At 68.2% G+C, this 13,667-nt stretch carries 10 protein-coding genes and 4 pseudogenes; 7 read left to right on the top strand and 7 right to left on the bottom strand.

What is annotated here, in order from left to right; translation table 11 throughout:
* Nucleotides 1-138: 138 nt before the first annotated feature.
* Nucleotides 139-483, bottom strand: a complete 345-nt coding sequence (locus tag ABZT93_RS38495) for a VOC family protein (protein ID WP_356113457.1) — start codon at nt 481-483, stop codon at nt 139-141.
* 167 nt (nt 484-650) lie between these two features.
* Here ABZT93_RS38495 and ABZT93_RS38500 point away from each other — a divergent pair.
* Nucleotides 651-842, top strand: a pseudogene (locus tag ABZT93_RS38500) (transposase); the annotation flags it as partial.
* Between the two features lie 174 nt (nt 843-1,016).
* Here ABZT93_RS38500 and ABZT93_RS38505 read toward each other — a convergent pair.
* On the bottom strand, nt 1,017-3,200 hold the full coding sequence (locus tag ABZT93_RS38505) for a caspase family protein (RefSeq protein WP_356113459.1): 2,184 nt from the start codon (nt 3,198-3,200) through the stop codon (nt 1,017-1,019).
* A 2-nt stretch (nt 3,201-3,202) separates the two neighbouring features.
* Nucleotides 3,203-3,622, bottom strand: coding sequence for a hypothetical protein (locus tag ABZT93_RS38510; RefSeq protein WP_356113461.1), 420 nt, complete (start codon nt 3,620-3,622; stop codon nt 3,203-3,205).
* A 435-nt stretch (nt 3,623-4,057) separates the two neighbouring features.
* Between ABZT93_RS38510 and ABZT93_RS38515 the strand changes: the two genes are divergently transcribed.
* Nucleotides 4,058-4,264, top strand: coding sequence for a hypothetical protein (locus tag ABZT93_RS38515; protein WP_356113463.1), 207 nt, complete (start codon nt 4,058-4,060; stop codon nt 4,262-4,264).
* Between the two features lie 66 nt (nt 4,265-4,330).
* Here ABZT93_RS38515 and ABZT93_RS38520 read toward each other — a convergent pair whose 3' ends face one another.
* The gene (locus ABZT93_RS38520; RefSeq protein WP_356113465.1) at nt 4,331-4,762 is read right to left on the bottom strand and encodes a hypothetical protein; all 432 of its coding nucleotides are present in this window, start codon (nt 4,760-4,762) and stop codon (nt 4,331-4,333) included.
* A gap of 391 nt (nt 4,763-5,153) precedes the next feature.
* On the opposite strand from ABZT93_RS38520, the gene ABZT93_RS38525 reads away from it, so the two are divergent.
* Nucleotides 5,154-5,402: a hypothetical protein gene (locus ABZT93_RS38525; RefSeq protein ID WP_356113467.1), complete on the top strand. Its 249-nt coding sequence runs from the start codon at nt 5,154-5,156 to the stop codon at nt 5,400-5,402.
* A gap of 383 nt (nt 5,403-5,785) precedes the next feature.
* The gene (locus tag ABZT93_RS38530; RefSeq protein WP_356113470.1) at nt 5,786-6,223 is read left to right on the top strand and encodes a hypothetical protein; all 438 of its coding nucleotides are present in this window, start codon (nt 5,786-5,788) and stop codon (nt 6,221-6,223) included.
* Here ABZT93_RS38530 and ABZT93_RS38535 read toward each other — a convergent pair.
* Nucleotides 6,223-6,871, bottom strand: a pseudogene (locus ABZT93_RS38535) (transcriptional regulator); the annotation flags it as partial. The gene ABZT93_RS38530 and the pseudogene ABZT93_RS38535 sit on opposite strands and share 1 nt — an antisense overlap.
* Before the next feature lie 509 nt (nt 6,872-7,380).
* Here ABZT93_RS38535 and ABZT93_RS38540 point away from each other — a divergent pair.
* Nucleotides 7,381-8,037, top strand: coding sequence for a hypothetical protein (locus ABZT93_RS38540; protein WP_356113472.1), 657 nt, complete (start codon nt 7,381-7,383; stop codon nt 8,035-8,037).
* A 649-nt stretch (nt 8,038-8,686) separates the two neighbouring features.
* Here the strand turns inward: ABZT93_RS38540 and ABZT93_RS38545 are convergent.
* Nucleotides 8,687-10,489, bottom strand: a pseudogene (locus ABZT93_RS38545) (RHS repeat-associated core domain-containing protein).
* 460 nt (nt 10,490-10,949) lie between these two features.
* Nucleotides 10,950-11,168 (bottom strand): annotated as a pseudogene (locus tag ABZT93_RS38550) (hypothetical protein); the annotation flags it as partial.
* A 476-nt stretch (nt 11,169-11,644) separates the two neighbouring features.
* Here ABZT93_RS38550 and ABZT93_RS38555 point away from each other — a divergent pair.
* Together ABZT93_RS38555 and ABZT93_RS38560 are read left to right on the top strand one after the other, a co-directional pair.
* Nucleotides 11,645-12,076, top strand: a complete 432-nt coding sequence (locus ABZT93_RS38555; RefSeq protein ID WP_356113474.1) for an ester cyclase — start codon at nt 11,645-11,647, stop codon at nt 12,074-12,076.
* Between the two features lie 10 nt (nt 12,077-12,086).
* Nucleotides 12,087-13,172, top strand: coding sequence for a LuxR C-terminal-related transcriptional regulator (locus ABZT93_RS38560; RefSeq protein ID WP_356113476.1), 1,086 nt, complete (start codon nt 12,087-12,089; stop codon nt 13,170-13,172).
* Nucleotides 13,173-13,667: the final 495 nt, after the last annotated feature.

Below are 13,667 nucleotides of genomic sequence, written 5' to 3' on the forward strand. Positions count from 1 at the left end.
CGGTATTTCGTCACCGCACGAGCCGCAATTCGTCGTTAGTTGCGGATTAGGACACAGTCGTGAGACTGAGCGTTTTCCAACCTCATTTTGAGCAGGTCGGATGCAGTGTGATCCAGTACCGCGCAGGTTGAAAGAGGCTCACTGGGTGGGTGCCTCGGCGAGCGAGAGGCTGTTCCCGTCGGGATCCAGGACGACGACGTGGCGTACCCCGTTGCTGTAGGTCTCGAGGGGTTCGTGGTCGATCCCGTGTGCGGTGAGTCGGGCCAGGATGTCGTCGAGGTCGTGCACGCCGAGGGTGATCATGGCTCCGCCTACCCGCTCAGCGCGCACGTCTCGATCGTCAACGACGACCCACGCGTTCTCGCCGACCCGCCACAGGTACTCCTCACCAATGGTCTCGTCCGCCGGGCGCCCGAAGAACACCTCGAACCACTCCAGTGCCTTGATCCGGTTACTCACGCACATGACGCTGTAGAGGTCCACTCGGATCACTCCTCATAGTCGTTTCGGAAGTTGGACCATTCCTGTGGCCGGAACTCATCGGAGCAGGCAGCCCGGTTCTCCACAAGGAAGGTGAGGCCAGGCGCCATTGGCGTTATCGAGCGCCTGCCAACCTCGCATGACTGCTGGGTAGTTGGCCTGACAGACGGATGAAGCCCCTGGTAGATGGGTTTTCGACCAAGAGAACCGTCTCCACCAGAGGCTTCGCATGGACCGTGCCCCGCGACCGGGACGGCTCTTTCGAACCGAAGATCGTCAAGAAGAGGCAGAAGCGCCTGACGGTCGTCGACGAGATGGTCATCTCGCTGGCCGCGAAGGGAGGATCCGGGCGGCGCACCGCGCGCACCGACAGGGCGAGCAGACTGCACAGCTCCCGCACCAGCCGCGCAGCCAGGGTCCCGGCGAGCCCGTGTGATGCGCAGCGGCGCGGTCAGTGCGCACCGACGATTCGTCGTATCGCGCACCGGGAGTTCGGCGTGACGGAACGGTACAGGCCCTGCCGCCGGGCTCACCGTTCACGATGGAGTCGGGCTAGGTTCAGAGAACGTGAAGGTGTGGCGGCTGGTGGTGAGGTCCCAGAGCCGGGCGGTGCCATCCAAACTGCTGGTGGCGAGGGTCTTGCCGTCGGGGCTGAAGGCCACCGCGACTACTTCGCGGGTGTGTCCCTTGAAGGTGGCCGTGGTGCGGGTGGTGGCGAGGTCCGACAGGACGACTGTCCCGTCGTAGTTACCGATGGCCAGGGTCTTGCCGTCCGGGCTGAAGGCCACTGCGTCTGCGTCGACCCTGCTGTTGGAGTCTCCGAAGGAGGTGGTGCGCTCTGTGGCCACATGCCACAACGTGACGGGGTGCCCGGGGACGATCGCCAGTGTCCCGCCGTCCGGGCTGAACACCACCGATCCGATGGACGCGTCGAGGCCAGTGACTGTGGTGATGGGACGGCCGTCGGACACGTTCCACAGACCGACGGTTTTGTCGTCGCTGCCGCTGGCGAGGGTTTTGCCGTCCGGGCTGAACGCCACCGAGTTGATCCGTTCGGTGTGGTCGGTGATCGTAGCGGTGCTTCGGCCAGTGGCAACTTTCCACAACCGGACCGTATGGTCCACGCCACCGCTGGCGAGGGTTTTTCCGTCCGGGCTGAACGCCACCGCCAGGACTGCGCTGCCGCCGGTCCCGTCGGTGGCGGGGTTGCTGGTGTGGCCGGTGAGCGTTCTGATGGTGCGGCGAGTGCGCAGGTCCAGGAGCTGAATCGTGTTGTCTCCGTTGGCAGTGGCCAGGGTCTTGCCGTCCGGGCTGAAGGCCATTGAGTAGACACCGCTGTGGTCACCGGTGCTGACGGTGGTGACCCGCCGCCCCGTGGCCGGATTCCACATCAGGACGACCGGTTCGAGATAGCTGGCGGTGGCCAGGGTCTTGCCGTCCGGGCTGAACAACACCGAGGTGACGGGATCGGGTGGCGTCGCGTTGGTCGAGTCGGTCTCGTTGTCGCGGTTGTACAGGACGACTGCGGTAGAGGCACCGCCGACAGAGGCTACGGCGGCGAGTGCGCCAAGCAGGATCGTACGGCGCGGTACGTCACGCCACGCGGCAGACGCGGGTGCGTGGGGCGGAGCCGCCGGGCCGGGCCGAGTGCAGGTAGGCGCCTCCGTCGCCGGCGCGTCGGTCACAGGGCCGGGCGTCTCACTCATCCGCTCCACGGGATCGGGTACCTCGGGCCCGGCTTGGGGCGTTGACTCGCCAGGGGTTTCCCTCACCTCGGGAAGGAGGGACTGCAACTGCGCGGTTGCCGCCGCCGACACGAGTCGGCTGTCGTCATCGGTGAGCCGCCGCATCTCCTCGTGGGCACGTCGGCGGACTGTGTCGTTGCCGATCCGGTACAGGTGGGCGAGCCCGTCCAGGGCGGCACGTCGATCAGTGGCGATCGGACTGCCGATCGCATTGAGCAGGTAGGTCGGCAGCGTCCAGTTGATGTTTCTGGCGACGATGGTGCGGCCTTCGACGTTGTCCTGCTTCTTGGGCCGTTGCTGCGGCATCTCCTGCACCACGCGGTCATGGACGTAGCTGTAGAGCTCGTCGGCGGTGATGTCGCCGTCGCCGTCGAGGTCTGCGCTGCCGTCCCGAAGGCCCGCCACCAGGTGGCGAGTGAACACCGACTGGGCGGCTTCGCCGTGGACTTGGTTGCCCTCGAAGGAGTACTGGGTGGCGTCGGAAGCGGTCAGCACGGTGCGGCCGCGGCCCTGGAAACGCTCCAGCGCGTGCACCGCGGTGTCGGCCTTGGCGATCCGCCCGGCCGGGAACGCCCCGCTGTAGCAGCAGTCGAGGATCAGTAGCTGCTGCCGCGATAGGCAGCCGGTCATGGCCCGGTCGATCTGCTCGGCGGGCAGCGCGGTGAACAGAAGGCTGTCCCGGCGGGTGTTGGACATCGCCAGATAGAGTTGCCCGTCATCGTCCTTGAGACCGTGGCCGGTGAAGTAGAGCAGGGTCAGGTCGTCGCGGCGCCGGTCGCGGTAGAAGTCGCCGATGGCCTCGCCGACCCGATGATGCGGCTCATTGATCAACGTGGTGACCTCGAACCCCGCGATGTCGGGATCCTTCAAGACCTCGGCGAGCGCCTCCGCGTCATGCGCCGGGGAGGTCAACTGCCGTAGCGCGGTGTCCTGGTACTCATACGTGGCAATGAGCAGGGCGAGTCGGCGTCCCACGGCTAACTGCCCGTGTGGCGGCGGATGTACGCAGCGATCAAATCCTGGCGCTCGGAGTCGGACGCACGCTCCAGTTCGATTGTGTCGCCGTCGATGGTCACCGAGACGCGATGCCGTGCAGAGGACCGCGCGAGCCAGTCCCGCACGGTATCAACGAGCGCGGTGAACACCCCACCGGACGCACTCAACGCTACGACGATCGCCCCCAGCGTGAGGGGGTCGGTGCCCTTCGCGCCGTCAGGAACCATGCCTGCGGGGCCGGGGCGGACCGATTCGACGTCCAGCCCGGTGATCTCGGCTCGCAACTGACGCACCGGCCGCTCGACGGCCTCCCCGTCCAGTTCGGGGTCGGGGGCGATGACCAGCAACACCTCCATCACGCCATTCGCGCTGCCACCTCTGATCGAAGCGTCGTCTTGCATGCGTCCCCCGTTGATGAGTTGTCGCGCAGAAGCACCACCCATTGTGGCGGCCCAGCGGCGACCGACGGCAGCCAGACGGAGATATTTCCCAACGCGCGAGGCGGCTCGATTGTCCGTTCGGCTGCTTCCACCGAAGCCACCTACTCACCGAAGCACGCCGCCACCTCACGCCCTCGTCCTGCGCGGCCACCGCCGCGAACCCGGCCTGGACGACCGGATCGTGAATGAGGCACTCGCCGCGCACTGCACCGACATCACCGAGGCCCGCACCGAGCGCGGCGAGGAACCCGGCTACCGCCTCTACACCGCCCGGCGGGCACCCGCAGCCCCGCCGCTCCCGGACACCGGCCGCTGTCCTGTCCGGGCCCGGAGGCCGGCCGCCGACCCCGCTGCTGTCTTCCTGAGCTTCAGCCGGGGGAGTGGGCGATCCCACGCGTGCCGCTGCGCCACGACCGCGCCGTCATCGCCACCCGCGTCCTCACCGCCCGGCTGCGCACCGCACGCCGCACCGGCCGCCCTCTGTACGGCCCGACCACGCACCCGACCGAGCCAGCCGAGCAACTGTTCCTCTTCGCCCAGGAGCAGCCGCCCACCCGCCCGCCGGTCGACCTCGTTGCCCTGCGCACCGACCCAGTGCTCTGACCGCATTGGTTCGCCGGGTGGTCAGGCTGCGGTCTTGAGAGGGCATCCGCTGGGGCAAACACCCGCTCACGACGGCAGCCTGACCAAACGTTCCGGCGGTTCAGACACCAGCGCCGCCTGCAGCGCACTGAATGTCTCACGCAGTTCCAACGTGGCGATCGGGTCGATCTCCATCTGCAAATGGCACACGTCGTCGTCGCCGTTGGGCGTGATGCGCACGAAAAGGGCGAAACCGTCCCCGACCGGCTCCGCCTGCAAGGTCAGCGGATTGTTCCGGCCAGGGGTCACCGCCGCCGAAAAGCGTCCACCCGACGGCGCGCGCAGGTGAGAGAGCATGCGGGCCACGAAATCCACCACCTCCGCAGCGCTGAGATCCGCGGTGAAGTCAGCTGTCAGGCATGAGGACCAATCTGCGGTGATCTGCCAGCTGTCCGAACGGGGCCGAGCCAGTTCCAGCCATACGTCATCGTTGCCGAGGCGTATCTGCGGCTCTTCCATCGTCGCCCTCCGACATCCATGGTCCGGACTCAAGATCGTATGGGCGGATCCACATCGTCGGAAGTCGTCTTGGCACCCAGCGACCCGCGAACCCGGAGAACCTCCCAGGTCAGAGCACTAGGCGCACAGCACGCTTTCGGCGACCTTTCCACGGCACCGGCCCGCGCTTCTGGGGGTGCACGACGCCTTCGACAACGGCACTGCCTACCGAGCAGATCTGTCGGCCCGCGTCGACCAGCGGGTCCTGTCCGACGACCCGATCCTCCAATCGCGACATCCAGCGGCCGGACTCTTGGTGGGCCGATCTCGCCAGGATGCTGGAGAAGGTGTGGATGGTCGCTACTGAGCGCGTTGCCGTACGGCAGCAGCGAACATCACAGCACCGCTGAAGGTGTTGGACTGGGAGGGCTGGGGGCGAGCTCCAGAGGGGTTCGACGGCGCCACGCTCTACGCCTACTCGCTGCTCCAGCCGGACACCGCCGCCCGCGTCCGCGCTGCCTTCCGCGTGCTCGGCAGTCCGGCCGGCCTCGCCGCCGAAGCAACTGTGTGCGCCCAGCTGCTCCAGACCGCGGCCCGCGGCGACAACCTGGTCCTGGAAGTCCAGCTCCGGAACTGGGCTGACGAACTCCGCCACCGCTGACCGACTCATGACCGCGTCGCAGCAGAGCGTTGAGGAGGCGCGAGCCGCCCGGCACTCCTCGAACGCCGACCGACAGGGGAAGTGATCAGCCCGCCCATCCGATGTCACGGACCTCGATCGCACCGGCGTGCGCCATGAAATGGATCCAGCACCGCCGCCCGAACGCCTCCCGGATCTCCTCTACGGTGCGTTCCGCACACCAGCCCACAACCGCTGGACGGAATCCGTTTAAGGCAGGGCTTCAACGTGTGGTGCCGGTGCAGTCGGCTGTCCCAACCTGGAGCGGCGAAGGGCTGGGACGGTCGCGGGGGAGGCATCACCCGCCCCGCAGTCCTCAGACCTGGACCAAGTCCGTGACCACCGTACGTGAATCGGGGAGACTCATGCTGATCCGCAAGATGGCAGGCGCAGCCGCAGCCTGTACCGCAGTCGTCGCACTCGCCCTGACCGGCGCCGCGTCCGCCGCGTCGGCTTCCGTGGAGGGCGGCCGGGCCGTCGCCCCCACCGGTGCTCCTCCCACGATCAGTGGGGCTACCGTCGCCTCCGTCGACACCCTCGCGGCCGGCTGCTGGTACAGCGCCTCCCACTGGTGGTGCAACAACGTTTCCGGCGCGCCCGTCTACGCCAGCAGCGGCGCGGTCGTCGGGTACATGTACTCCAACCCGTCCTGGTTCGTCTGCCGCTCCGACAACGGCGGCTACGTCGGCGGCCCACACCCCAACCGGTGGGAGTGGACCCAGGCTGACAACGGGAACTGGGGATGGATGAAGGACACCGCGATCTACAGCGAGACGGACCCGCTGCCCGTCTGTGGCGTGTAGGTGATGACCCGCTGGTCGTAGGTGCCGAGGACGCGGGCGATGTCGGCCGGCTCCATCTCCGCAACTGCCGGCCAGGAACGCTCATCGAGGGCGTCGCATGACAGGACCGCGAGCTGTACGCACTGCTGCTCGTGCCCCTGGGCCTTGCGGTGGATCCTTGCCCAGGGGCCCAACTCGCGCTGGGTGAGTCGCCACTTCGCCTTCACCACCGGGTCATTCTCCGCAAGGCGCGGGAGCGGCGCTGCTCGTGGCCCTCGTGCCCCTCGAGGCGCTCGGGCAGCCCAAGTTTCGCGGCGGCCGCGGCGGTGAGCACGATCAGCGGGTCGCTGTCCTTGCCGTTGCGGTGCAGGCGCGGCGCACTGAGCCCGGACTCGCGCAGCGTCCACTCCACCAGCTCCACCACGGTGGCAGCGGGGCAGTCGAGCACGATCCCGCCGACGCCGTACGCGGCCTCGTCACCGTTGAGCACGGGGCGTCTGCCGTCTCCACCGCAGACGCAGCCGGTCCCGCCGCCACGCCGGACGCCGTCGCGGCAGCCGAGACGGCGCCGGGGGCCGGATACTTCGCCGCTCACCCCTTCAGCAGCCGCTGGTAGGCATCCAGGCGCGGCGACTTCGGCTCCGAGCGGCCCTTCTCCCAGTTCTTCACCGATTTGAGTCGTGGTCTTCAACGCGCGGCGAGACGGGCCTGGGTGATACCGGCGGCCTCACGCAGCCGGGCACGCTCCGACGGAGGCGGCAGGTGCGGCTCCTCGTTCAACAGAGCGTCGACGGACGCGAACAGGCAAACCTGGACGGGGCCAGACTTGAAGGCGTGCGCGGCCTGCCGCCGTCCGTGCGTCCAGCCTCTCAGCAAGGCACTCACCGAGCGTCAACGGCCGGCATCTGTCAGCTCGCGGGTAGCGAGATCAACTGGAAGCTCCGTGATGGTGATGCCGTCCGGTAAGTCACATCATTGGCCGTTGGTGCAGGTCGTGTCCGTGTGGTGGTGGGGGAGGGGGAGCGTGCGGGGTGGCGCGGGCGCCGGGTCGAGACAGTCTCGGGTTGGCCGAGGGCTGCAAGGCGGCCGTGCACCTGTGCGCGGTACCCCGGTGCGTCAGATCAGGTGGTGGTGGGGGAGCATCTGCTCAGCCGTCGCCTGCCTGTGAAGGGATCGTCATGCCTCCTCTCCGCGGTGCCATACCGCCCGTCCTGCTCGTCTGCCTCCTGATGACGGGCTGTTCGTCCGTCCAACTCGGCACACCGACGCCCTCCAAGACCCAGAACTCTGAGCCCGGCGCGGCTGCCGGAGCAGGGCGGGCGATCGCGGTCGGGGCGGGCCCGCAGAAGCACTACACGGTGCAGCAGCAGCCGGCCGCCCACTCGTGCCACTACCGGTCGGAGCACGGCGAGCCCCTCGAAGACCCCACCTGCACGCCGGGCGCCATCTCCCCGGCAGTCACGCAGGCGAACTTGAAGTCGACGATATGCCGCAAGGGCGGCTACACCTCCGGCGTGCGTCCCTCCGCGTATGTGACGGGCAAGGAGAAGAGACTCAACGCGGCCTCCTACGGCTACACCGGCCGCATGGGCGACGCGGAGTACGACCACCTGATCAGCCTGCAGCTCGGCGGCGATCCGAACGATCCGCGCAACCTCTGGGTGGAGCCTGCCGACCCCGGCCACAAGAAGGGTGCCGGGGTGAACAACAAGAAGGACCCGGTGGAGACGAAGCTGCATACCGCGGTCTGCAAGGGCCAGGTCCCGCTCGCGGCCGCGCAGCAGGCCATCGTCACCGACTGGACCACGGCCCTGACCGTCCTTCACCTCGGCTGAAGAGGCGACTGGAAGGCGGTGCGTGTCGTACGCCGGAATGTCCCTGAGGGGTCTGCGTCGGCCGTCGGCATGGGAAGGCCCCGGCTGGACGGGGGAGACCAGCCGGGGCCGTGGGTGGTGGCGTGCGGAGGGCGGTCGCCTCTCGGCGGGGTGCTCCATGGGGCTTCAGCCGGACGATCGTCCCCATGGGCGGAGGGTGAGGCCCGGGGACACTGTCCCCTCCGCCAGCCACATACAGATGAACGGTCAACCGCTGTGCGGTGTTCCCGATCGCTGTCTCGATCGCGGTGAGCTGGGGCACAGTCGTCGCCGTGGTCAGCTGCTCGCCCCTGGACTCACCTGTTTCTCCCTCGGTGTGCCAATCGTCACCGAGTTTCCGGCCGACCGCGGCGAGCCCTGTTCGCCCAAGACCATCCGCAAAAGAGGGCAACAAGGAGGGCCACCAGGAGCACGATGCCGAGAACGGTTCGTGCGGCGCCGTTCATATTGTCCTGAGCCCAGGGTACGAAGACGAACAGCACCACGCAGAACGCGGCGACTCCTGTCAGGACGACCGCTAAACGACCACGGTAAGAGTTCATGCGGACCTTCCGGTCGGGTTGCGGGGGCCTCCCCGGCGCCGGCCGCACCGGGTCCGGGGAGGCAACGGTCACGACCCGGTGCGGGCCGCCTTCAAGCTTTTGGTGACAGCGCCAGCGCCTCCGGACACGGCACCGGTCAGGGCACCAACTGCGCAGGCTTTCCCGACCGAAGAACCGTCGATGAGCGCCGTCACCGCACCTCCGGCGCAGCCGCCGGCCGCTCCGCCCACCACCGGACCGAGGACTCCGTCGAGCAATGTGCTCGCGACGGCGCCGACGGCGGCACCTGCCACAGCGCCTAAGAGGCTGTCGAGGCCCGTGGGATCGGTCTGGTTGACGGGGTCGCCCGCCGCGTACAGGTAGGGGTTGGTTTCTTGCCCGGAGGGGTCGGGTTGGGTGAAGCGGCCGATCTGGGGGTCGTAGTAGCGGGCGCCCATCTTGTACAGGCCAGTGGGGTCGAGGTAGGCGCCGCTGTAGCGGAACGGCTGCGGCTCGGCCTCGGTGGTCGTGCCGCGGGGCAGGCCGGTAGGGCCGTAGGCGTAGGTGTGGGTGCGCTTGCCGGCGTCGTCGACCAGACCGAGCACGTTGCCGGTGGCGTCGGTGAGGTAGTAGTAGGACTTCCCCCCAGTCGTCATGGAGTTCAAGGTGCCCGCCGGTTCGCGGATGAATCCGGTGTCGACGCCATTGGTGGTCGTGGACGCCAGGCCGAGCGCGGTGTGGTGGAACCACGTCGAACCGAGCTTGGTGCGTTCGGAGTTGTCGGTGCCCGCGTGGACCAGGTCGTAGTTGGTGCCGGAGACCGTGACGGCGGACATCTGGCTGTAGTCAGTCCAGGTCTCGTTCGTGCGGGCTAGTGGACTCGGTCGCCCGCAGCATGGAGGTGACGCGGTTCTGGTCGTCGTAGGTGAAGACGGTGACCGTGCCCTCCGGGGTGGTCACCTTCGTCACCCGGCCGTCGCCGTCGTACCCGTAACCCGTGGCCTTGCCCGCCGTGTCGGTCACCTTGGCCACAAAGCCGGAGGGATCGAGGTCGAAGACGGCGGTACGGCCGGTGTGGTCCTTGGCCTGCCACTGGTTCGGATACGTCTTGACCAGGTCGATCCAGGGCCCGAGCGGGTCTCGGTCAGCTTGAAGCCCTTGTACTCACCGGTCTCGTCGTGCTGGTCAACGGTGATCGTGCCGTGGTTCTTGTCCGTGACCTTGGTCAGGGTGCCGTTCGCGTCGTAGTCGTCCCGGCTGCCGGACTTGCGGTCGGTCAGGGTGTAGGTGCCGTCCGCGTTCTTCTTCAGGTCCTTGGAGTAGCCGGTCGGGGTGGTGTAGCCGCCGGTGCTGGTTTCCTTGAAGCGCAGTGAGTCGCCGGTGGCGTCGAAGACGTCCGCCTCGCCGTCGTTGACCTGGAGGTAGCGCTCGTAGCTTTGCCACCAGCGCTGGGAGATCTTGCCCCAGGGGGCTTCCAACGAGTTGTAGGTGCGGGCCAGTTGCAGCTTCTGGCCGACTCCGGCGATGTCGAAGTCGGTGGCCGCCAGCATCAGGTTGCCGTTGGACAGGTTCACCCGGGCGACCAGGGCATCGTGGAGGCGGGTGTCCAGGAGGCGGTGCCAGGGCACCTGCCCCTGGCCCTCGGGCACCCACGGCAGCTCTTGCGCGGCGGCGGTCCGGGCCGAGTCCGGCTTGCCGGTGATGCGGGCTTTCTGGACGGTTCGCCAGGCGGCCACCTCCGACGACACCTCGGTCTCGGCCACGGAGGCCGGCGCCTTGGTCACGCCGGCCGGCGTGACCGGGACGTCGACCTTCGTCGGCTTCGTCCACGGGCTTTCCGGCTTGGGCAGGGGCGGTTCAGAAGGGGCCGCCACAGCGGGTGCGGCGGTCACGACCAAGGCCGCGGTGGTGAGGGCGGCGGTGAGAGCGGTTCTGGGTGATCTCCGGGCACGCCGAGACGACGTGCGTGCAGCACGTAAGTGCATCAGCTTCCCCCCACAGGAAGTCAGAACCCGTAACCCCAGCGGTCACAGGCGGCACACAAGCTGTCACAAGAGACACGCAAACCGGCGCGATGTTCCCTCCAACCCACTTCCCATGCCAGCTGGAATCGGCCCTACCTCTTCACGCCTGCAGAACGGACTTAAAGGGAGGTGAATCGCCCGCCTCGAGGTGAGGAACGTTCCCTTCCGCCCTGGAATATGCCAGATGGATTGTCTGAAAGCGCTTCACCCTGCCCAGTACACAATCCGGCCCTCACTACAAGGGTGCTGTGTCACGTTTCAGCCCGATATCATCAGGTCCGAAAAGTGTCTCGTGAGCCGCCTGTGCCCCAAGAAGGCCCGTGGCGACGCTCAGTCCGATGTCGTCGGCCAGCCGCTTCATCGACTGCTCGACCGTGTACTCGGGCTCTGCGACCGGGCCGCCTCGCTGCCTCATCGGTTCGATCTCCAGGGCCCGGTCCCCGATCGTGAACTGCCCGCGTGTCTGCTGTTCGACGACGTCCCGCAGCTCGGCCACGATCTGCTGGACCAGTACGCCGTCGGCCGCACGCCGGATCCCGACCACGATGACGCCTGGTCGCCGTTCTCCTGCCGGCTGGAGGGCCGGGCAGCCGGGGAATGGGGGGCGATCTCGGTGATCGACGTCAGCTAGCGTCACCAGGCAGGGATCGAGGCGGGACCGGGCCCGGCTCCGCCGGGCGCTGATCGCGAGTACACCGACGGCCTCGTCGAAACCCGACACGATTGGCCCTATCCGGCGCCCGCCTTGACGCGCTGCTGCGCGCCCTCGACCACCGTGACGGCCCCTTCCGGAAGCATGCTGCTGGTTGGTGAACGCGCTTCGGCACGCGGACGAGTGCGATGACGTCGCCCTGCTCATCGCCCAGGCCGAGGATGTCACTGAGTGCCCGAGAGGAGCCGGCGCCGGCAAGGAAGCGGATCGGATGCAGCCGCGCACCGGCCGGGCACCCTGAGCCAGGCCCGCGGGGATACCCCAAAGACTTGGGGTTCCGGACCCGACTTGGTGCGCCGAGGATTTTCTGTATGGACACCATTGAGCAGAACAAGCAGACCGTGACCGCTTTCATCGACGCGCTGTTCACCAGGGGTGACCTGTCGGCCGTCGACGTCTACCTCGCCGAGGACTTCGTCGATCACGACCCCCCGGTCGGCGTCAGCCCTGACCGGGAGGGCATGAGGGCCGCAGGCGCCCTGTTCCGGCGGGGGTTTCCGGACTGGCACTCCGACCTGGGTTTCCTGGTCGGCGAGGGGGAGCTGGTGGTGGAGCAGTTCACCGCCTCCGGCACCCAGCAGGGCGAGGTGATGGGCGTCGTGGGTGACGGGCGCACCGTGGTCCTGAAGGGGATCAACATCTTCCGGGTCCGGGGCGGCCGGATTGTGGAGCGTTGGGGCCGTCTGGACGACCTCGGACTGGCGCGCCAGCTCGGGCTCGTGCCGACGCCGACATCGGCGTAGCGTCGACGTCATGGCCACCGGCATCCCGGAGCGACGCGTCGAGCGGTTGATCGACCGCTGCTACGCAGGCCTGGACCTGCCCGAGCTGACCATCGAGGTGCTACGCCGTTTGCCGGACATCCTCCCGGTGGAGGCCGTCTTCTTCGCGTCCGTGGATCCGGCGAGCCTGCTGTTCACCTCGATGGCGGCCCAGGAGCCCTTGGACGGCGTCGGTTCCCTCTTCCTGGACAACGAGTACGGGCGCGAAGACGTCAACAAGTTCACCGCGCTCGCCCGAGGGCCCGACACGGTCACATCGCTGGACCGGGCCACCCGGGGGCAGCGCTGCGAGAGCGCCCGCTACCGGGAGATCATGGCCGGTCTGGGCCTGGGCGATGAGCTGCGGGCCGCCCTGACCGCCGGGCGCGACTGCTGGGGCGTGCTGTGCCTGCACCGGGCCGACGGGGAGGCAGGCTTCGGCGGCCAGGACCTCGATGTACTGAGGAAGCTCGCCCCGCACCTGGCCGAGGGCCTGCGCCGTACCGTCGTCCAGGAGACGCTGAGGCGAGAGGGGCCCGCAACACCGGGCACCCCCGGCGTGATCGTGCTCGACCAGGAGCTCGCCCTCGTCTCGATCAGCCCGGACGCTGAGCAGTGGCTCGCCCGGCTGCGCGGCCCCCGGATCGTGGGACTGCCCGTACCCGTGTACTCCGTCGCCGCGCACCTGGCCACACCCGATGACGTGCCGGGGCCGACCGCGGCGGACCGCCACGGATCTGTCCGGCTGCGGACGAGCGATGGTCAGTGGCTGTCTTTGCACGCCACCCGGCTGCGGGGCCCCGCGGGGGAGCAGATCGGCGTGGTCGTCGAACCTGCCCCCGCCGCCGAGGTCGGATCCCTCATCCTGGCCGCGCACGGCCTCACCCCGGCGCAGAATCGGGTGACCGCCCTTGTGCTGGAGGGCTGCTCGACCCGCGAGATCGTGGAGCGGCTCCACGTTTCCGCCTACACCGTCCAGGAGCACCTGACAGCCGTCTTCGCCCGGTTCGGCGTCCGCAGCCGACGGGAGCTCATCGCCGCGCTCCTCTCCTCGCACCGGCCGAGCCAGGAGGAGTAATGCGCAGGCCTTCCCCGCGGTGAACTGCTTGATCCGGTTCGCGAGAGGCGGGTCTCCCAGATCAGCGGCAGGCACCGCCTGAGCAAAGGCGCGCTCGGGGCGATGTCCATCTGGGCGTGCAAGGGGTTGCCTCGCAACGAACAGCGGCTGCATGGCGTCGGCCAAGCGCCGAGCGCGGCACGCTGCGGAGTAAGTCTCCAGATGTTCGCAGCACGACAGCCACGTAGGCTGAGGAGGGCCGAACCCGAGGTGCCGTGTCGGTAGCCAGGGGTGTTCCCCGGCGACATTCCCACGGTGCGGGAACCGGGGTGGCCCGAGCAACTGCGCTGAACGGCATGCGATTCAACGCGAAATCGGACGAGCCCAGTCGAGCATCCCCCGGGACCTGTCGCGCGCTGGTCTACGGCCTGTCTGACAAATGACCACTGGGCGGGTTTGTGTCTGGTGCTATTTGCCTTGCTGTGATGGCATCGGCCAGCGACCCTGGGCTGGTGC

This window comes from Streptomyces sp. NPDC005303 (assembly GCF_040607335.1).
Taxonomy (GTDB): Bacteria; Actinomycetota; Actinomycetes; order Streptomycetales; family Streptomycetaceae; genus Streptomyces.

What these genes read in the sequence shown, in the direction of transcription:
- ABZT93_RS38520 (WP_356113465.1), bottom strand. Translation starts at nt 4,762, where the DNA reads ATGGAAGAGCCGCAGATACGCCTCGGCAACGATGACGTATGGCTGGAA.
- ABZT93_RS38555 (WP_356113474.1), top strand. Translation starts at nt 11,645, where the DNA reads ATGGACACCATTGAGCAGAACAAGCAGACCGTGACCGCTTTCATCGAC.
- ABZT93_RS38540 (WP_356113472.1), top strand. Translation starts at nt 7,381, where the DNA reads ATGCCTCCTCTCCGCGGTGCCATACCGCCCGTCCTGCTCGTCTGCCTC.
- ABZT93_RS38510 (WP_356113461.1), bottom strand. Translation starts at nt 3,622, where the DNA reads ATGCAAGACGACGCTTCGATCAGAGGTGGCAGCGCGAATGGCGTGATG.
- ABZT93_RS38560 (WP_356113476.1), top strand. Translation starts at nt 12,087, where the DNA reads ATGGCCACCGGCATCCCGGAGCGACGCGTCGAGCGGTTGATCGACCGC.
- ABZT93_RS38530 (WP_356113470.1), top strand. Translation starts at nt 5,786, where the DNA reads ATGCTGATCCGCAAGATGGCAGGCGCAGCCGCAGCCTGTACCGCAGTC.